17 protein-coding genes and 1 pseudogene are annotated in these 17,431 nt (G+C 68.0%); 4 read left to right on the plus strand and 14 right to left on the minus strand.

The annotated features are described in order from the left end of the window. Positions 1 to 469 (plus strand): annotated as a pseudogene (locus FHR96_RS20750) (ribonuclease E/G); the annotation flags it as partial. A 93-nt stretch (positions 470 to 562) separates the two neighbouring features. Here FHR96_RS20750 and murB read toward each other — a convergent pair. The 9 genes from murB to FHR96_RS20795 are packed head-to-tail and all read right to left on the minus strand — an operon-like array spanning position 563 to position 9,290. After that, positions 563 to 1,579, minus strand: coding sequence for a UDP-N-acetylmuramate dehydrogenase (murB, locus tag FHR96_RS20755; protein ID WP_183389620.1), 1,017 nt, complete (start codon positions 1,577 to 1,579; stop codon positions 563 to 565). Then, positions 1,576 to 2,052: a low molecular weight protein-tyrosine-phosphatase gene (locus FHR96_RS20760; RefSeq protein WP_183389621.1), complete on the minus strand. Its 477-nt coding sequence runs from the start codon at positions 2,050 to 2,052 to the stop codon at positions 1,576 to 1,578. The genes murB and FHR96_RS20760 overlap by 4 nt, the downstream gene beginning before the upstream one ends. After that, positions 2,052 to 2,825 carry a 3-deoxy-manno-octulosonate cytidylyltransferase gene (gene kdsB, locus FHR96_RS20765; RefSeq protein ID WP_183389622.1) on the minus strand — a complete coding sequence of 258 codons (774 nt, stop codon included), beginning with the start codon at positions 2,823 to 2,825 and terminating at the stop codon, positions 2,052 to 2,054. The genes FHR96_RS20760 and kdsB overlap by 1 nt, the downstream gene beginning before the upstream one ends. A gap of 12 nt (positions 2,826 to 2,837) precedes the next feature. After that, positions 2,838 to 3,041, minus strand: a complete 204-nt coding sequence (locus FHR96_RS20770; RefSeq protein ID WP_183389623.1) for a Trm112 family protein — start codon at positions 3,039 to 3,041, stop codon at positions 2,838 to 2,840. Positions 3,042 to 3,098: 57 nt separating this feature from the next. Further along, complete coding sequence (gene lpxK / locus FHR96_RS20775; RefSeq protein WP_183389624.1) at positions 3,099 to 4,097, minus strand: tetraacyldisaccharide 4'-kinase; 999 nt, start codon at positions 4,095 to 4,097, stop codon at positions 3,099 to 3,101. Continuing rightward, on the minus strand, positions 4,094 to 5,839 hold the full coding sequence (msbA, locus tag FHR96_RS20780) for a lipid A export permease/ATP-binding protein MsbA (RefSeq protein WP_183389625.1): 1,746 nt from the start codon (positions 5,837 to 5,839) through the stop codon (positions 4,094 to 4,096). The genes lpxK and msbA overlap by 4 nt, the downstream gene beginning before the upstream one ends. Next, positions 5,836 to 6,258, minus strand: coding sequence for an ExbD/TolR family protein (locus tag FHR96_RS20785; protein WP_183389626.1), 423 nt, complete (start codon positions 6,256 to 6,258; stop codon positions 5,836 to 5,838). The genes msbA and FHR96_RS20785 overlap by 4 nt, the downstream gene beginning before the upstream one ends. Beyond that, the gene (locus tag FHR96_RS20790) at positions 6,255 to 6,956 is read right to left on the minus strand and encodes a MotA/TolQ/ExbB proton channel family protein (protein WP_183389627.1); all 702 of its coding nucleotides are present in this window, start codon (positions 6,954 to 6,956) and stop codon (positions 6,255 to 6,257) included. The genes FHR96_RS20785 and FHR96_RS20790 overlap by 4 nt, the downstream gene beginning before the upstream one ends. Before the next feature lie 21 nt (positions 6,957 to 6,977). Then, positions 6,978 to 9,290: a DNA internalization-related competence protein ComEC/Rec2 gene (locus FHR96_RS20795; protein WP_183389628.1), complete on the minus strand. Its 2,313-nt coding sequence runs from the start codon at positions 9,288 to 9,290 to the stop codon at positions 6,978 to 6,980. Between the two features lie 158 nt (positions 9,291 to 9,448). Here FHR96_RS20795 and FHR96_RS20800 point away from each other — a divergent pair, with 158 nt between their 5' ends. Next, on the plus strand, positions 9,449 to 9,985 hold the full coding sequence (locus FHR96_RS20800) for a DUF2062 domain-containing protein (RefSeq protein WP_183389629.1): 537 nt from the start codon (positions 9,449 to 9,451) through the stop codon (positions 9,983 to 9,985). A 71-nt stretch (positions 9,986 to 10,056) separates the two neighbouring features. Here FHR96_RS20800 and FHR96_RS20805 read toward each other — a convergent pair whose 3' ends face one another. The 3 genes from FHR96_RS20805 to FHR96_RS20815 all read right to left on the minus strand — a co-directional run bounded on the left by FHR96_RS20805 (position 10,057) and on the right by FHR96_RS20815 (position 12,370). After that, positions 10,057 to 10,797: an ABC transporter ATP-binding protein gene (locus FHR96_RS20805; protein ID WP_183389630.1), complete on the minus strand. Its 741-nt coding sequence runs from the start codon at positions 10,795 to 10,797 to the stop codon at positions 10,057 to 10,059. Continuing rightward, on the minus strand, positions 10,790 to 12,031 hold the full coding sequence (locus FHR96_RS20810) for a lipoprotein-releasing ABC transporter permease subunit (RefSeq protein WP_183389631.1): 1,242 nt from the start codon (positions 12,029 to 12,031) through the stop codon (positions 10,790 to 10,792). Before FHR96_RS20810 ends, FHR96_RS20805 begins: the two co-directional genes overlap by 8 nt. Positions 12,032 to 12,127: 96 nt before the next feature. Then, complete coding sequence (locus FHR96_RS20815; RefSeq protein WP_183389632.1) at positions 12,128 to 12,370, minus strand: hypothetical protein; 243 nt, start codon at positions 12,368 to 12,370, stop codon at positions 12,128 to 12,130. A gap of 190 nt (positions 12,371 to 12,560) precedes the next feature. Between FHR96_RS20815 and FHR96_RS20820 the strand changes: the two genes are divergently transcribed. Together FHR96_RS20820 and FHR96_RS20825 are read left to right on the plus strand one after the other, a co-directional pair. Then, positions 12,561 to 13,625: an agmatine deiminase family protein gene (locus tag FHR96_RS20820; RefSeq protein WP_183389633.1), complete on the plus strand. Its 1,065-nt coding sequence runs from the start codon at positions 12,561 to 12,563 to the stop codon at positions 13,623 to 13,625. Further along, entirely contained in the window at positions 13,622 to 14,524 is a 903-nt protein-coding gene (locus tag FHR96_RS20825) for a carbon-nitrogen hydrolase (protein WP_183389634.1), read from the plus strand. The genes FHR96_RS20820 and FHR96_RS20825 overlap by 4 nt, the downstream gene beginning before the upstream one ends. 266 nt (positions 14,525 to 14,790) lie before the next feature. On the opposite strand, the gene FHR96_RS20830 is transcribed toward FHR96_RS20825, so the two are convergent. Further along, on the minus strand, positions 14,791 to 15,738 hold the full coding sequence (locus FHR96_RS20830) for a Nudix family hydrolase (protein WP_183389636.1): 948 nt from the start codon (positions 15,736 to 15,738) through the stop codon (positions 14,791 to 14,793). A 97-nt stretch (positions 15,739 to 15,835) separates the two neighbouring features. Then, positions 15,836 to 17,065 (minus strand): bifunctional glutamate N-acetyltransferase/amino-acid acetyltransferase ArgJ, encoded by a 1,230-nt coding sequence (gene argJ, locus FHR96_RS20835; RefSeq protein ID WP_183389635.1) that lies wholly within the window; start codon positions 17,063 to 17,065, stop codon positions 15,836 to 15,838. Positions 17,066 to 17,431 lie beyond the last annotated feature (366 nt).

The following is a 17,431-nucleotide window of genomic DNA, read 5'->3' on the forward strand; positions in this document are numbered from 1 at the left end:
CGACACCAAGGCCGATCAGCCCAAGGCAGACGCCAAAGCCGAGGAGCCGAAGGCCGAAGCCAAGGCGGAACAGCCCAAGGCAGAGGCCAAAGCCGAAGAGCCGAAGGCGGAAGCCAAGCCGGACACCAAGGCCGATCAGCCCAAGGCAGACGCCAAAGCCGAGGAGCCGAAGGCCGAAGCCAAGGCGGAACAGCCCAAGGCAGAGGCCAAAGCCGAGCAGCCGAAGGCAGAAGCCAAGGCGGAACAGCCCAAGGCAGAAGCTAAAGCCGAGGAGCCGAAGGCGGACACCAAGGCAGAAGCCAAAGCCGAAGAGTCGAAGGCTGACGACAAGGCCGAAGCCCAGCCCGAGCCGAAGGCCGAAGCAGTGAAGGAAGAGACGCCGCGTCGCCGCCGCCGCGCCCATAACGACCCGCGCGAGATCCGTCGCCGCGAACAGGAGGCCAAGCGCCAGGAAGGTCAGCAAGGCTGACCTGCCGCGCCTCCCCTGAACGACAACGCCCGTGGCCATTGGCCACGGGCGTTGTCATTTGCACCGGAAAAAGACCAGCGAGCGCGAGGGTCGCTATCCTGTCGCCAGGCGAGGCTCCCGCTCCAGCGCCACGCCGAAGCGCCGCTCTACCGTGTCGGCGACCCTGGCGGCGAAGGCCAGCAGCCCGGCCGCATCGCCGCCGCCGTGATGCACCAGCACCAGGGCCTGGCGGTCGTGGACGCCGAACGCCCCATCACGCCACCCCTTGAGGCCACAGCGATCGATCAGCCAACCGGCGGCCAGCTTGGTCCGGCCGTCGTCCAGCGGGAAGCTCGGCATGTCAGGGTACGCCTCGCGCAGCGACGCCGCGCGCTCCGACGACACCACCGGATTCTTGAAGAAGCTACCGGCGTTGCCCAGCACGGCCGGATCCGGAAGCTTTTCGCGACGCACCGCACACACGGCCTCGGCCACCTCGAGCGCCGTGGGCGACTCGGTGACACGGCCGGCCAGGTCGCCGTAGCCGAGACGCGGCTCGGGCGTACGCGAGACGCGCATCACCAGCCGGGTGATCGCTACCCGCCCGGCCAGGGCATGCTTGAAGACACTGTCGCGGTAGCCGAAGGCACACGCCTGCGGACCCAGCACCGCCTCGCGGCCGTCGTCGAGGTGCACCAGGTGCACCGCCTCGAGACGCTCGGCCAGCTCGACCCCGTAGGCGCCGATGTTCTGGATCGGCGCGGCACCACAGTGCCCCGGAATCAAGGCCAGGTTCTCGAGCCCCCAGAGGTCGCGGGCGGCCAGCGCCATGACCAGCTCGTGCCAGACCACGCCGGCCTCCGCATGCACCCGCACGCTCCCATCGCCGCTCTCCACCAGCCACCAGTCGTTCATGGCCGGGCGGATCACCAGTCCCGTCAGGAAGGCGGGCAGGATCAGGTTGCTGCCGCCGCCCAGCACCAGGGTCGGCCAGCCGCCCTCACGGGCCAGCGCCAGCGCCTCGCCAAGCTCGGCGGGCGTCATCGGGGCGACGAAACGCTCGGCGCGGCAGGGCAGCCCGAGGGTGTTGGCCGCGGTCAGGTCATGATCGGCGTACCATCTCGGACTCAAGCGTCACGCTCCAGATCCCGGCGCAGCGCCTCGACCAACCCTCTGGACGCCGCTTCGATCAGGCCCATGACCTCCTCGAACCCGTCCCTGCCGCCAAAATAGGGATCGGGTACCGCCCGATCGGGGAAGCCGGCAAAGGCAAGGAAAAGCCCCAGATATGCATCGCAGTCGGCCGGGCGGCGCGCATTCAGGGCGGCCAGGTTGTCATGGTCCATGGCCAGCAGGTAATCGAAGCGCGTGAAGTCCGTATCGCACAGCTGTCGGGCTCGCAGCGCGGACAGGTCCAGCCCGCGAGAGATGGCTGCCGCCTGGGCACGCGCGTCGGGCGACTTGCCCACGTGCCAGGGGCCAATGCCGCAGGAGTCGACGTCGACACGATCGGCGAGTCCGGCCTCCTTCAGGTGTTGCCGAAACATGCCCTCGGCAGTCGGCGAACGGCAGATATTACCCAGGCAGACGAACAGCACCCGCATCAGCGCTCCCCCTCTTCGCGGCCCAGGATCCTGCGCACCCGATCGAGATCCTCGGCGGTATCCACGCCGGCGGGGTGCGGTTCCCGGGACAGCGCCACCTGGATGGCATGGCCATGGTGAAGCGCGCGCAGCTGTTCGAGCTGTTCGAGCTGCTCCAGCGGCGACGGCGCCCAATGCCGATACTCGGCCAGAAAGCTCGCTCGATAGGCATAGAGGCCGATATGGCGCAGCCAGGCGTCGGTCCCGAGCAGTTCGGGGCGCGCGGCGAAGGCCTCGCGGTCCCACGGGATCGGCGCGCGGGAGAAATAGAGCGCCCGCCCCGAGAGGGCACGAACCACCTTGACCACGTTGGGATTGAATAGCGTCTCGACGTCACCGATCGGCTCGGCGAGGGTCGCGATGGAGGCGCCGACATCATCCATCAGCCGTGCCGCCACCTGGTCGATCAGGGTCGCCGGCAGCAGCGGCTCGTCGCCCTGGACGTTGACCAGCACCGCCTCATCGTCGAGCCCCAGCCGCTCGGCCACCTCGGCCAAGCGGTCGGTGCCCGAGGGATGGTCGTCGCGGGTCATGACCACCTCGGCGCCGAGGGGCAACAGGGCCTCGCGAATGCGCGAGTCGTCGGTGGCGACGACCACACGGCCGGCGGCACTGGCGGCGGCCCGTCGCCAGACATGTGCCACCATCGGCTCGCCGGCGATATCGAGCAGCGGCTTGCCCGGCAAGCGGGTGGACGCGAAGCGCGCCGGAATGACGGCGATGAAATCCTGCATTCCGTTGTCTCCTCAGCCCTCGGCGCCGGACGACGGCGGCAGCTTCTCGTCCACATCGATGGCGCGCGCCTCGTCGGGCAGCATCACCGGGATCCCGTCATTCACGGGATAGGCCAGGCCGTCGTAGCGACAGACCAACTCGCCCGCCTCGCGGTCGTAGGCCAGCTTGCCCTTGCACAGCGGGCAGACCAGCATCGCCAGCAGTTGCTTGTCCATCTCTCACGCCTCCAGGTTCAGCATCGGCGGCCACTCGAGCGGCAACCGCCAGGGAATTCATAGGCTCGCCAGGCGCTCGTCCAGCCAGGCGACGAAATCGGGATCCGGCACCGCCTCCACTTCCAGCACCCAGGCCTCGTTCGCCTTCAGGTCGCGGCACTTGACCGCGTCCTTGGCGGTCATCACCAGCGGGTGCCCGTCCGTGAAGGCCAGGTCGGCGTCGGTGAAACGGTGATGATCGGCGAAGGCATGCGTCCAGTGCGCAATGCCCAGGCCCTCGAGGGTCTCGAAGAAGCGCGCCGGCCGGCCGATACCGGCCAGGGCGTGCACGGGCGCCACGAAGGGCGATGGCGTTACCGCTCGGCGTTCGCCGCCGCCCAGCGGGCGCCAGCCGGCGGGGACCAGGGCCATGCGGTAATGATCGCCAAGCGCGGCGTCTCGCGGCACCCCGTTGACCACCACGGCATCCACCGTAGCCAGGCGTTCGGCGGGCTCACGCAGCGGCCCGGCGGGCAGGCAATGCCCGTTGCCGAGGCCACGCTGGCCGTCGACCACCACCAGCTCCAGGTCGCGGCCCAGCGGCAGATGCTGCAGGCCGTCATCGGCAAGCAGGATATCGCAGCCCTCCTCCAGCAATCGCCGGGCGCCCCGCGGGCGATCCGGGTCGACCACCACCGGCACGTCGGTCTGGTCGGCCAGCATGCGCGGCTCGTCGCCGCAGGCCGAGGCCGGGGTATCGGCCTCGACCCGTAGCGGGTAGCCATCCGACCGACCGCCGTAGCCGCGAGATAGAATGCCCGGCCGCCAGCCGGCCTCGCTCAGATGACGGGCCAGCCAGGCCACCAGCGGCGACTTGCCGGTGCCGCCCAGCGTGATGTTGCCCACCACCACGACCGGCACCGGCGCCTGCCAGGCCTGGCGACGCCCCTCGGCATAGGCCCGGGTACGCCGCTCGACCACGCGGCGATAAAGCGCCTCCAGCGGGCGCAGCGGCCAGAGCCAGGGCGATCCGGCGTAAGCCGCCTCGAGCCAACGCTCACCGACACCGCCACTCATGCCGGCTGGGCATCCTGGAACTGCAGGCGATGCAGGGCCGCGTAGGCACCGTCGCGGCCCAGCAGCTCGGCATGACTGCCCTGCTCGATCACTTCCCCGTTCTCCATCACCAGGATGCGATCGGCGCGCTCGATGGTGGAGAGCCGGTGGGCAATGACGAAGGTGGTACGGTCACGACACACTTCCTCCAGGGCCGCCTGGATATAGCGCTCGGACTCGGTATCCAGCGCCGACGTGGCCTCGTCGAGCACCAGCAGCGGCGCATCCTTGAAGATCGCCCGGGCGATGGCCAGGCGCTGGCGCTGGCCGCCGGACAGCATCACGCCGTTCTCCCCCACCACGGTATCGTAGCCTTGGGGCAGGCGCTCGATGAATTCGTGGGCATGGGCCGCGCGCGCCGCGGCCTCGACCGCCGCCGGGTCGGGATCGTCGATGCCATAGGCGATGTTGTCGGCGATGGTGGCATTGAACAGCGTGACCTGCTGGGACACCAGGGCGATGCGTCGACGCAGCGGCAGGAGTCGGAAATCCTCGATGGGCACGCCGTCGATGCAGATGCGACCTGCCGTCGGCCGATAGAAGCGCGGTAACAGCCCCACCAGCGTCGACTTGCCGCTGCCCGAGCGGCCGACGATGGCCACCATCTCGCCAGGGGCCACGTCCAGGTCGATGCCCTTGAGCACCTCGGGCTGATCGGCGGCGTAGGAGAAACGCACCCCCTCGAAGGTCACCCGACCCTCGAGACGACCCGGCTCGCGGGTGCCGTTATCTTCCTCGGGAGGACGCTCCAGCAAGCCGAATAGCTCACCGGCCGCGGCAAGCCCCTTCTGGATGGTGGCGTTGATCTCGGTGAGCTGGCGTACCGGCTTGGCCATCAGCGAGGCCGCGGTGATGAAGGCCACGAACTCGCCGGGCGTCATGTCGGCCATCAGCGCCGGCGACATGGCCAGCCACACCAGCACGGCCAGGGCCAGGGCCACCAGCAGCTGGATCACCGGCGTGCTGGTGGCCTTGGTCAGCGCCTCCTTCATGCTCTGACGACGATTGATCTCGCTGGCCGCGGCGAAACGCGCCTTTTCATACTCCTCGGCGCCGTGGGTGCGCACCACCCGGTAGCCGGACAGCGCCTCGGAAGCCACATGGGTGACGTCGCCCATGGAACGCTGAATGCGGCGCGAGATGCGCCGGAAGCGCTTGCTGGCGTAGCTGACCACGCCACCGATCAGCGGCGTCACGGCCAGGAACAGCAGGGTCAGCATCCAGTTGGTCCACAGCAGATAGACCACCAGGCCGATCACGAACAGTCCCTCGCGCAGCAGGATGGTGATCGCCTTGGTGGCGGCGCCGGTCACCTGCTCCACATGGTAAGTGACACGCGAGATCAGGTGCCCCGAGGAGTGCTCGTCGAAGAAGCGCCCCGGCAAGTGCAGCATATGGTTGAAGACGTCGCAGCGCAGCGCATGAACCAGGTTACGGGCCACGTCGCTCATGAAATAGGTACCGAGGAAGGTTCCCAAGCCACGGGTGGCGAACATGCCCACCACGAACAGCGGCAGCATCAGACGAAAGGCGGCATCCGGATTCTGGATACCGTCGATCAGCCGCTTCATCATCTCGGCAAGCGCCGTGCTGGACGCCGCATAGATGGCGTAGCCGATGATCGCCAAGGCGAAGGCCTTCCAGTGAGGCTTTACATAGCCCAGCAGACGCTTGTAGAGGGTCCAGCCCGAGTGTTCGCTCACGGTCTCTCCGCTTCTGTATGTGTCGCCTCGGCGGTGGCGATGCGCACCCGCCGGATATTCAGGGCACCGGCCCTGTCGAGCACCCGCACCACGGCGGCATGGGGCGCCCGGCCGTCGGCCTCGATCACCAGGCCTGCCTCGCGGGCTTGAGGGGCCGCGTCGCTCAGCCGCGACGCCAGCTCGTCAGCCGACAGGGCGCGCTGGCCAAGCCGATAGTCGCCTTCGGCGGTGACCACCACCGTGACCGGCGAGGAGACCTGGGCGACTCCGGAGACGCTTTCCGGCAGCTCGAGTTCGAGCGCCTGGCGAGTCTCGAACGTGGTCGACACCATGAAGAAGATCAGCAGCAGGAAGACCACGTCGATCAGCGGGGTAAGATTCACCTCCACCGCGTCGCGTCGCCTGCGCGGCACTCTCATGGCCGCCCCCCGCCGGATGCCGAACGCCCTTCCGCCTCTCGCCGCACGGTTGACTGCGCCCCTGGCTCGTGCCGTTCGGCCAGCGTCAGTTCGCCGGAATGATGCGCCAGGAACTCCACGACCTGACCGGCCTGCTCCTCGATACGCACCGTGATGTCCTCGACGCGGCGCTGGAAGTAACGGTGAAACATCAGGGCAGGAATCGCCACGGTCAAGCCCGCCGCGGTGGTCACCAGCGCCTGGGAGATGCCACCGGCGAGGTCTGCGGTACGCTCGCCGCCGTCACTGGACACGATCACCGAGAAGACCTCGATCATGCCCACCACGGTACCCAACAGGCCGATCAGCGGCGTTATCGAGGCAATGGTGCCGAGCGGGCTCAGGAACCGCTCCATGTCATGGACCACGGCGATGGCGGCTTCCTGAAATCGCGCCCTCACCTGTTCGTGCCCCAGCCGCACATTGCGCAGCCCCGCCGCCAGCACGCTGCCCAGCGGCGAGTGGCTCTCCAGCCAGTCAAGATTGACCTGGCCACGCGCCACCAGCGAGCAGACCTCCTGAGCGAGCCCGCTGGGCGCGATGCGTGCGGCACGCAGCGTCCACAGACGTTCGATGACGATCACCGTCGCCACCAGCGAGCAGCCGAGCAGCGGCACCATCAGCCAACCTCCAGCGATCAAGGCCTCCATCACGGTCATGGGATCACCTCCCTCGAACAGTTACCGGGGCGCCGCCGGCTTCAATGGAGGCGATTCTAACGCAAGGCACTCGCCTCCGACACCGCCGCGCCGCCAGTCCGGCTGGCGCTGGGACTCGATTCGACTCCCCCGGCCGCCGCCCAGCCACAGGGTCACCGCGCCATCGTCGGCGGTATTCCACAGGCAACTGCCGAGCCGTCTGAAGCGGCGTACCACCACCGGCGCCGGGTGGCCGAAGCGGCTATCGCGCCCCGCGCTGAAAATGACCTGACGAGGCCGCGCGACGGCCACAAATCCGGGGCTGGAGCTGGTCTTGCTGCCATGATGCCCCGCCACCAGGACATCCACGGGGCCCTCCAGTTTGGCCACCAGCTCATGCTCCACCCTCGCGCCGGCGTCGCCGGTAATCAACAGTCGTCGACGCCCCGCCGAGATCAGCAGTACGCAGGAGCGATCATTGTCCGAGAGGCCCTCCACCCGGGCAGGCGGCCAGAGCACCCGAAAGTCCACCTCGTCGCGTCGCCAGTGCCGACCCGCCACACAAGGCTCGGTCGCGACCGGCAGTTCGCTGCCGGGGGGCGCCAGATAGCGCCCGACAAGATGCGAGTCCACCAGTCCCAGCAGGCCACCGGCATGGTCACGGTCATCATGACTGACGATGACGTCGTCGAAGCGCTGCCCCTCCGGCCATAGCGTGGCCAATGGCATGAAACCGGAGGCGAAGCGTGGCCCGGTATCGATCAAGGCCCGATAATGGGCGGTTCGCAGCGCGACCAGTTGCCCCTGCCCCACATCGTGGACTCGCACGCGCAGCACGCCGGGCCCAGGCACCGGCGGCGTCAGCCACAGTGGCAGGCAGGCCAGCAGCGTCGTGCCGGCCAGGCGTAGCCGCATGGACAATCCCGGCAATGCCCACAGCAGGCCAACCACAATCAGCGCTCCGCCTAGCGGACCCGCCACGGTCGGGTCGGGTTGCCACAGCGGCGCGACACGCACCGCCGCCTCGAGACCCGCGGCAAGCCCGCCGGCCAGGCGACCGAAGACGCCCCAGGCAAATTCAGCCAGGGGTGGCACCCAGGCGACCAACCAGCCTGCCAGCCCCAGTGGCACCATCAGGCTCCCCACCCAGGGCACGGCCACCAGATTGACCAGTGGGGCAGACGGGGCGAGACGTGCAAAGGCCAGCAGCACCGCACCAGCCATCACCGGCGCCAGCAGCAGCTGGGTACGCCCCAGGGCCCATAGCCAGCCTGCCACCCCCTTGGGACGAGGGCGCCCCTGCCAGATCAGGATCAGCAGCGCCACCGCGCCGAACGACAGCCAGCTCCCCGGACGCCAGACGGCTAGCGGGTCCCAGATCTCCACCAGCGCCAGCGCCAGCCACCAGGCCTGCCAGGGGCCCGGCGCATGACGGCCGCTGGCCACCCACAGCCCCACCATCACCATGATCATGGCCCGCAGCGCCGGCGGCTCGAGCCCGGCCAGGCAGGCGTATCCGACCGCCGCCGCGCCGGCGAGCCACCAGGGCCAGATCGCCATGCGCCAGCCGCCCGGCGTCAGGCACCACGCCAGGCCTCGCGCCAGCCACAGGGCGAAGCCAGCCACCAGGCCCACATGGAGCCCGGAAATCACCATCAGGTGAGTGGTACCGCTGGCATTCAGCAGATCCCAGTCGTCATCCGTCAATCGCTCGCCGGCCCCAAGGGTCAGCGCCGCCAGCCAGCGCGCGGTACGCGGCGAAAGCGCCATGTCATCGAGGTAAGACAGCGCCCAGCGGCGCGGTGAAACGCCCGCCGCCTCCAGGCGCTGCGGTGGCGGGTCGCGACGCACGTAACCGGTGGCCTGGATACCCTCACGCCACAGCCAGGCGCGATAGTCGAAGGCCCCGGGGTTGGCGAACCCCGAGGGGGGACGCAGCCGCACCACCAGCCGCCATCGCTCCCCCCGCGACATGGGCGGGGCGTCATAGGCGCTCAGCCGCACCCGTGACAGGCCCTCACAGCCGGGCAGGCCTTCGGCGCGTGGGCGACAGCGATCCACGACCATCTCCAGTCGCGCGCGACCAGCGTCTCCGGACACCGTCGTCAGCCGCCCCTCCAGCACCAGTTCCTGGCGGCTGAGCCCCTCGGGCAACTCGCCGCCACGCACCCACCACAGCTGGCCGGCGACGAACGCGACGATCGCCAACAGCATCAGAAGGCGCCAGCGGTGAGCCGCCAATCCCGCCAGCAGGGTCAACCCCAGGATCTGGGGCCAGACGCAGGAGGTGAAGTGGCCGATCAGCGCGCCGCCGAGGGCAGAGAGCGCGAGTGGCACGGCCAGCCCTGTTGCCATGATCTCTTCCCTGATCGAGTCATCCACCGGCGGCAATGCCTGTCCGCCAAGCCCTGTGCGCGTGTCCGGCGTCAGAGGGTCGCGTTGACCGGCGGCATGGCGTGGCACCGGCCTTGTATGGATAATAGCTCGGGTATCGAAGCCGCGAGCCCGTCGTCATGCCGCGCCGTCTCCTGCAGCGCTATCTGCCCCATCCCGAGACTCTCAGGCGCCAGCGCTCGCTGCGTTTCTTGAGCCATCTGATCGGCAATCCGTCGCTCTGGATGCTGTCCAGGCGCAGCGTCGCCAATGCGTTCTTCGTCGGGCTGTTCTGTGCCCTGCTGCCGATTCCCTTCCAGATGGCCCTGGCGGCGCTGGGTGCCTGGTCGCTGCGCGCCAACCTGCCCCTGTCGGTAGGCCTGGTGTGGATCACCAACCCTTTGACGATGCCACTGATTTTCTACGGCAACTATCGCCTGGGCGCCTGGCTACTCGATCTGCCGGCCCTGGCGGCTCCTGAGCAACTCTCTACCGACTGGGTCGCCGAGCAGCTGCTCGAAGCCCTGCCGGCACTGGCGGTGGGATCTCTGACGGCCGCCGTCCTGGCCGGCATACTGGGTAGCCTGGCGATCCGCCTGGCATGGCGCTGGCAGGTGTCGCGCAGCTGGAAAAGGAGGGCGCGTCGCCGCCGCTATCGGCTGGGCGACCGCGCCTGAAGGCAAGCAACGATGGACTGGCGATGATCGTGGCACCGCCTCGTCGCGGTAGGGATCAGCCGTATGGCCGCTCAATCATGGTGGGGCATGTCCGGGGCCAGACGTCCGCCGTCGAGGCGCAGTACCCGGTCCTGGTGGGCGGCAAGCCCCGGATCGTGCGTGACGATCACGAAGGCGCAGGCGGCGCTGGAAGACAATTCATCCATCAGCGCCAGGATGCTCCCCGCCGTGGTCTGATCGAGATTACCGGTGGGCTCGTCCATCAGCACCAGGCTGGGGTCGGTGACCAGTGCCCGGGCGATGGCAACCCGCTGGCGCTCGCCGCCGGAGAGTTCGCCGGGCTTGTGGGCGGCCCGCTCGGCCACGCCCACTCGCTCCAGCAGCTGCAACGCCCTGGCCTCGGCCGCTTTCTTGCGCTGGCCGCGCACGATCAGCGGCAAGGCGGCGTTCTCCAGCGCCGAGAACTCGGCAAGCAGATGGTGGAACTGGTAGACGAAGCCGATGTGACGATTGCGAAATCGCCCCAAGGCGGCATCGCCCAGCTCGTGGAGCGCCTGGCCGGCGATGCGCACCTCGCCGTGGCTGGGATGGTCCAGCCCGCCGAGCAGGTTGAGCAGGGTAGTCTTGCCGGAGCCGGAGCTGCCGACCACCGCCACGCGCTCGCCGGCGCGCACCTCCAGGGCCAGGTCGTCCAGCACGGTGAGGTCGCCCGGTCCCTCGCGGTAGATGCGCGTGAGACCTTCACAGGCCAGCATCACCTCGCGACGCTCGGCATCCCGGGCGAGGTCCTGGGTCATGGCGGGATCATTCATAGCGGAGCACCTCGGCGGGCTGTACCCGGGCCGCGCGCCAGGCCGGGTAGAGGGTCGACAGGAAAGTCAGCACGAAGGCCGCGGCGACGATCTGGCCCACGTCCGACCACAGCAGCTGCGAGGGCAGCTCGCTGATGAAGTAGACGCCGGCATCGAGGAAGTGGATGCCGAAGGTCGACTCGACGAAGGCGATGATGTCGGAGACCGTCAGCGCCAGCAGCACGCCGAGCCCCACGCCGATCACGATGCCGATCACCCCGATGGCCAGGCCCTGGACCATGAAGATCCCCATGATCGAGCGAGGCGTCGCACCGATGGTGCGCAGGATGGCGATGTCGGCGTGCTTGTCGGTGACGACCATGACCAGGGTGGACACGATGTTGAAGGCAGCCACGGCGATGATCACGGTCAACAGCAACGCGATCATGCGCTTCTCCATCTGGATGGCCTGGAAGAGATTACCTCGGGTATAGGTCCAGTCCAGGCCGCGGTAGCCAGATCCCAGGTCATCGATGATGTTCCGGGTCACGCTACCGGCCTGGAACAGGTCGTCGAGCTCCAGGCGCAACCCGCCCACCGCATTCCCCATGCGTGCCAGCGTCTGCATGTCCGAGATATTGGCGTAGGCCAGGCTGGCGTCGAGATCCGCCCCGACGCTGAAGATCCCGCTGACCGTGAACCGCTTGAGCCGCGGGAAGACGCCGGCCGGGGTGATCGAGGCCTCGGGCACCAGCAGGGTCACCCGATCGCCGACGGCTACGCCAAGCTGGCGAGCCAGCAACGAGCCGAGCACGACGTTCCACTCGCCGGCTCGCAGGTCGTCGAGGTTACCGCGCACCATGTGCTCGTCGACGATCGACACCCGCTTCTCCCAGTCGGGCTCGATGCCAGTCACCAGGGCACCTTGATTGCGTCCTCCCACCGAGAACATGCCCTGCTGCTGGATATAGGGGGCCGCTCCGATGACATGCTCGCGCTGCACGAGGCGATCGGCCAGCGGCTGCCAATCGGTGAGACCGGAGGGCACCTCGATGCGGGTATGCGGCACCATGCCCAGGACCCGGGTGCGCAGTTCGCGATCGAACCCGTTCATCACGGACAGCACCAGGATCAGCACCGCCACACCTAGGGTCAGCCCCAGCATGGAGGTCAAGGAGATAAAGGAGATGAAGTGGTTGCGTCGCTTGGCCCGCACGTAGCGCAACCCGATCAGGAGAGGCAGACGATCCAGCATATGAGCGTTCCTTGTCGGCGGGCGCTCATGGTACGTGTTTTTGCCGATGCCTGCATCGGGCCGAGTCGGCCTTGCACGATCGCTGCACCTTGTTGCTCAGCGGCGTCGCGCGGCGGCCATCAGGCGAGCCACCAGAGACGGGGGCAGCCGCGAGCGACGCTTGCGCGGCGCCTGGGGCTCGACACTCTCGGGGGGCTCTCGCAGCGCCTTCACCCCCAGCCGCTCGCGCTTGGGCGCCGACGTGCGCACGCCGCGCAAGCGTACGAGCACCGCCAGGCTGGCGAGCGATGCCAGCAAGGCGATAATAGCCAGACCAAAGGCCAGGGTCGTCGCATCCATGACATCGCACCTCGATCGTTGCCATCCTGCTGACAGGATAGTCCCAGCCAATGCGGTTCGCCGTCTGCCATCGACCACGGCGATCGTCACCCGCTGGCCAAGTGTCGGTGACGGGGAGGCGTCAGCGGGCTTGCATCGCGGACCACCGCCCCCTACATTGCGCCGGATTCCCTTTTCGAGGAGGCCTGCCATGGCCGTCTGCCTGCTTCCCGAGTGGCATCCCCAGGATGCCGTGCAACTGACCTGGCCAGGACCCGACAGCGACTGGGCACCGCTGCTGCCACGCATCGAAGCGACCCTGGAGAGCCTGGTCGCGGCCATCGCCCGCTACCAGGCGGTACTGATCGCCGTACCGGATGCGGCCACCCGTGACAGGCTCAGCGATGCCTTCCAGCATCGAGGCATACCCGTCGAGCGCCTGTACCTGGTCGTCGCCGAGGCCGACGACACCTGGGCGCGCGACCATGGGCCGCTCACCGTCGAGCGCGACGGGCGCCTCGAGCTGCTCGACTATGTCTTCACCGGTTGGGGCGGCAAGTTCCCGGCCACCCTCGACAACAGCCTGACTCGTCGACTCGCCGAGGCCGGCGCGTTCGCCGCGCCGCTGATCTCCCATGACCTGGTGCTCGAGGGCGGAGCCCTGGAGAGCGACGGCCAGGGCACCCTGCTGACCACCGAGGCCTGCCTGCTCAACGAGAACCGCAATCCCACCCTGGATCGGGCCAGGATCGAGGCCCGACTCGCCGAGCAGTTGGGCATCGAGCGGGTGCTTTGGCTGGCCCACGGTCACCTGGAAGGGGACGACACCGACAGCCACGTGGACACCCTGGCACGCTTCTGCGATCCGGCCACTATCGCCTATGTACGCTGCGACGACGCGAGCGATCCTCACTACCCGGCACTTGCCGCCATGGAAACCGAGCTCCAGGCGCTGCGACGCGCCGACGGCGAGCCCTATCGACTGATTCCGCTGCCCTGGCCGCGTCCCTGCTTCGATCCCGAGGATGGTCACCGGCTGCCGGCCACCTACGCCAACTTCCTGATCATCAACGGTGCCGTGCTGGTGCCTACCTACGGCGATGCCGCCGATCTCCACGCCCTCGAGGCCCTGGCCGAGGCTTTCCCCGAGCGTGACATCGTGCCCATCGACTGCAGCACCGTGATCCGCCAGCATGGCAGCCTGCACTGCCTGACCATGCAGCTGCCCCGCGGCACCCTGGCCGGGGTTCGCCATCGCGAAGGAGAAAGATCATGACCCGCACCCTCAAGGCTGGCCTGGTCCAGCAACCGGCCTGGCCTGACAAGGCCAGGAGCCTCGACGAGAGCGAGGCCGGCATCCGCGAGCTGGCCGCAGCCGGCGCCCAACTGGTGATGCTGCAGGAACTGCATGCCACCCACTACTTTTGCCAGTACGAGGACCCCGAACTGTTCGATCTCGCCGAGCCGCTGGACGGCCCCAGCGGCCAGCGCCTGGCCGCACTCGCCGCTGAGCTCGACATCGTGCTGATGGGATCGCTGTTCGAACGCCGCGCGTCCGGCCTCTACCACAATACGGCCGTGGTCTACGACGGCGCCCGCGGCCGGGTGGGGCACTATCGCAAGATGCACATTCCCGACGATCCGGGCTTCTACGAGAAGTTCTACTTTACGCCGGGCGACCAGGACGAGGAGCGCGGCCAGGGCTTTCAGCCCATCGACACCTCGGTGGGCCGGCTCGGCGTGCTGGTGTGCTGGGACCAGTGGTACCCGGAAGCCGCACGGCTGATGGCCATGGCCGGCGCCGAACTGCTGCTCTACCCCACCGCCATCGGTTGGCATCCGCCGGACGACGACGACGAAAAGGCCCGCCAGAAGGACGCCTGGACGCTGATCCAGCGCAGCCATGCGGTGGCCAATGGGCTGCCGGTGATGGTCGCCAACCGGGTCGGCCACGAGGCTGACCATTCCGGCGTCAGCCCGGGCATCGACTTCTGGGGCGGCAGCTTCATCTGCGGCCCACAAGGCGAACTGCTGGCCCACGCCGGCCAACAGGCCGAACGGCTGCTGGTGACCCTGGACCTGGAGCGAGGCGAGGAAGTCAGGCGCATCTGGCCCTATCTACGCGACCGACGCATCGATGCCTATGGGGACCTGACCCGCCGCTATCGGGACTAGCCGCGCGGAAGCTGGAAGCTGGAAGCTGGAAGCTGGAAGCTGGAAGCTGGAAGCTGGAAGCTGGAAGCTGGAAGCTGGAAGCTGGAAGACAGCATGAACCCCGCCATCATCGGGTCAAGGGTTTTCTTCCAGCTTCAAGCTTATGACTTCAAGCTCCGGGCGAAGCCCGGCTCTTCCAGGTGCGAAGCACCGCTCTTCAAGCTTACGTCCGCGAAGCGGGCGTTCTTCCAGCTCCGGGCGAAGCGCCGCTCTTTCGGCTTAACGCTTCATTTCCAGAAATCGCGGATCGAGGCAATACCCTGGGCCCCCACGGCGCGGGCGTGGTTGGCGTCGAAGCGGGTCATGCCGCCCAGCGCGAAGACCGGCATGCCGGCGTGCTCGACCAGTTGCTGGAAGTCGTGCCAGCCGATGGGCGCCACTTCGGGGTGCGAGGGCGTGGTGCGCAGCGGCGACAGGGTGACGAAGTCGCAACCGATACGGTGGGCCTGGACCAGCTGCTCCCGGTCATGGGTGGACGCAGAAAGCCACTTGCCCTCGGACAGGGGGCGCCGGTCGAGGCTCATCAGCCGCTCGCTGGTCAGGTGAATGCCATCGGCATCGACGCCCTCGAGCAGCTCGGGCTCGCCGTTGAGCACCAGGCGCGCCCCGTGGCGGCGGCACAGCGCCAGGGCCTGCTCGGCGCGGCTCAGATAGTCGCCGCGGTCCAGGGTCTTGGCACGCAGCTGCACCAGGCGCACCCGATCCTCGGTCAGTGCCCGCTCGAGGCGCGTGAGAAAGACGGTTTCATCTTCTTCCTCGCCGGTGATCAGGTACTCGGTGGGCAGCATCACCGCGCGCAGGATCGGCACGTTGGCGGCGGGGAAGGGATAGCCGAACAGCTCCCCCATCGGCACCCAGCGCACCGCCTGCCCCTCTCGGCCGAAAGGCTCGCCGGCGAAGTCATGGACCTGCCACACATCCAGCAGGATATGCTTGTCGGGGTACTCGTGATGGATGCGAATCAGCGGCTGGGCGCGGCGAATCTCCACGCCCAGTTCCTCATGCAGCTCGCGTTTGAGTGCCTCGAGCCCCGTCTCGTAGGGCGCCAGCTTGCCGCCGGGAAATTCCCAGAGACCGCCATGATCGACGTTCGACGGGCGCCGGGCGAGCAGCACCTCACTACCGTCGGCGCTGATGATGGCGGCAGCCGCCACGTGCACCCTTCTCTTCACCATTGCGTTCATTCACCTTGATCCCACTTGTCCCCGCGAGCGCCGCCGCGGGGGATTGCTCTGTTGACTCGGACGGGGAACGCCACCGCCACACCGCCGATCAGCTGCGATAGTCGGCGTTGATGGCAACGTATTCCCGTGTCAGGTCCGTGGTCCAGACCGTGGCACTGCGCTCACCGCGCCCCAGGTCGATGCGGATCGGGATCTCCTCCCGGGCCATCACCTCGCTGCCGGCGTCTTCTGTGTAACCGGCGGCGCGGCCGCCGCCCTCGACCAGGCGCACCTCGCCCAGGTCGATGACCACCCGGTCGACGTCGAAGTCGACGACCGGTGCACGACCCACCGCGGCAAGAATCCGCCCCCAGTTGGCGTCGCTGGCAGCCAGCGCCGTCTTGACCAGCGGCGAATGCGCCACGGTGAAGGCCACGTCCAGGGCCTCCTGGCGGGACACTGCCCCGTCGACCTGCAGGCTGACGAACTTGGTGGCACCCTCTCCGTCACGCACGATGGCCTGGGCCAGCTCGATCATCAGCTGCTGCAAGGCATCCCGGAACAGCGCGAGCCGGTGGTCATCGTTGATCGCGGCGCCCCGACCGGTAGCGATCAGCATGCAGGCATCGTTGGTGGAGGTGTCACCATCCACCGTGATGCAGTTGAAGGAGCGCTCCACGGTCTCGCGCAACAGCTCTTCCAGCAACGCCGGCGCCAGTGCCGCATCGGTGGCCACGAAGGCCAGCATGGTGGCCATGTTGGGCTTGATCATGCCCGAGCCCTTGCTGATCCCGTTCAGGGTAACCGTTTCGTCGCCCAGTTGGATCGTGACGCTGGCCCCCTTGGGGCGCGTATCGGTGGTCAGGATGCCCTCGCCTGCCGCGGCCCACCCCTTCGGACCCTCGTCCAGCGAGCGCAACGCCTCCGGCAGGCCGCCCAGCAGGCGCTCCATGGGCAGCGTCTCGCCGATCACACCGGTGGAGAACGGCAGCACGCAAGACGACTTGACGCCAGCCAGCCGGCCAAGCTCGGCACAGGTCGCTCGGGCATCGCGCAGCCCGACGTCTCCGGTACCGGCATTGGCGTTACCGGTGTTGATCACCAGATAGCGCGGCGCCTCGCCGTGCAGGGTACAGGCCGCAAGGTGCTCGCGGGCCACGGTGACCGGGGCCGCACAGAAAGCGTTGCGAGTGAAGCTTCCCGCCACGGTCGCTCCCTCGGGCACCTCGAACACCACCAGATCGCGCCGTTCGGCGGTCTTGATGCCGGCCTTGGCCGTCCCCAGCCGCAGCCCCTCGATCACCGGCATGGCCGGAAAGCTTGCGGGCCCCACTGCCATCGCTTGTCTCCTGTATCAATTTTCTTCGAGCTCCGGTGAGCCTTCGAAAGCAGCTTCGAGCTTCAGTAAGCCTTCGAAGCAGCTTCGAGCTTCGGTAAGCCTTCGAAAGCAGCTTCGAGCTTCGATAAGCCTTCGAAAGCAGCTTCGAGCTTCGAGCTTCGAGCTTCGAGCTTCGAGCTTCGAGCTTCGAGCTTCAGTAAGCCTTCGAAGCAGCTTCGAGCTTCGGTAAGCCTTCGAAAGCAGCTTCGAGCTTCGATAAGCCTTCGAAAGCAGCTTCGAGCTTCGAGCTTCGAGCTTCGAGCTTCGAGCTTCGAGCTTCGAGCTTCGAGCTTCGAGCTTCGAGCTTCGAGCTTCGAGCTTCGAGCT

This window comes from Halomonas organivorans, from assembly GCF_014192055.1.
Taxonomy (GTDB): domain Bacteria; phylum Pseudomonadota; class Gammaproteobacteria; order Pseudomonadales; family Halomonadaceae; genus Halomonas; species Halomonas organivorans.

Excerpts from the sequence above, each read along its gene's own strand:
- FHR96_RS20760 (WP_183389621.1), bottom strand. The coding sequence starts at position 2,052 with ATGCGGGTGCTGTTCGTCTGCCTGGGTAATATCTGCCGTTCGCCGACT.
- kdsB (WP_183389622.1), bottom strand. The coding sequence starts at position 2,825 with ATGCAGGATTTCATCGCCGTCATTCCGGCGCGCTTCGCGTCCACCCGC.
- FHR96_RS20770 (WP_183389623.1), bottom strand. The coding sequence starts at position 3,041 with ATGGACAAGCAACTGCTGGCGATGCTGGTCTGCCCGCTGTGCAAGGGC.
- lpxK (WP_183389624.1), bottom strand. The coding sequence starts at position 4,097 with ATGAGTGGCGGTGTCGGTGAGCGTTGGCTCGAGGCGGCTTACGCCGGA.
- FHR96_RS20785 (WP_183389626.1), bottom strand. The coding sequence starts at position 6,258 with ATGAGAGTGCCGCGCAGGCGACGCGACGCGGTGGAGGTGAATCTTACC.
- FHR96_RS20790 (WP_183389627.1), bottom strand. The coding sequence starts at position 6,956 with ATGACCGTGATGGAGGCCTTGATCGCTGGAGGTTGGCTGATGGTGCCG.
- FHR96_RS20795 (WP_183389628.1), bottom strand. The coding sequence starts at position 9,290 with ATGGCAACAGGGCTGGCCGTGCCACTCGCGCTCTCTGCCCTCGGCGGC.
- FHR96_RS20800 (WP_183389629.1), top strand. The coding sequence starts at position 9,449 with ATGCCGCGCCGTCTCCTGCAGCGCTATCTGCCCCATCCCGAGACTCTC.
- FHR96_RS20805 (WP_183389630.1), bottom strand. The coding sequence starts at position 10,797 with ATGAATGATCCCGCCATGACCCAGGACCTCGCCCGGGATGCCGAGCGT.
- FHR96_RS20810 (WP_183389631.1), bottom strand. The coding sequence starts at position 12,031 with ATGCTGGATCGTCTGCCTCTCCTGATCGGGTTGCGCTACGTGCGGGCC.
- FHR96_RS20815 (WP_183389632.1), bottom strand. The coding sequence starts at position 12,370 with ATGGATGCGACGACCCTGGCCTTTGGTCTGGCTATTATCGCCTTGCTG.
- FHR96_RS20820 (WP_183389633.1), top strand. The coding sequence starts at position 12,561 with ATGGCCGTCTGCCTGCTTCCCGAGTGGCATCCCCAGGATGCCGTGCAA.
- FHR96_RS20825 (WP_183389634.1), top strand. The coding sequence starts at position 13,622 with ATGACCCGCACCCTCAAGGCTGGCCTGGTCCAGCAACCGGCCTGGCCT.
- FHR96_RS20830 (WP_183389636.1), bottom strand. The coding sequence starts at position 15,738 with ATGGTGAAGAGAAGGGTGCACGTGGCGGCTGCCGCCATCATCAGCGCC.
- argJ (WP_183389635.1), bottom strand. The coding sequence starts at position 17,065 with ATGGCAGTGGGGCCCGCAAGCTTTCCGGCCATGCCGGTGATCGAGGGG.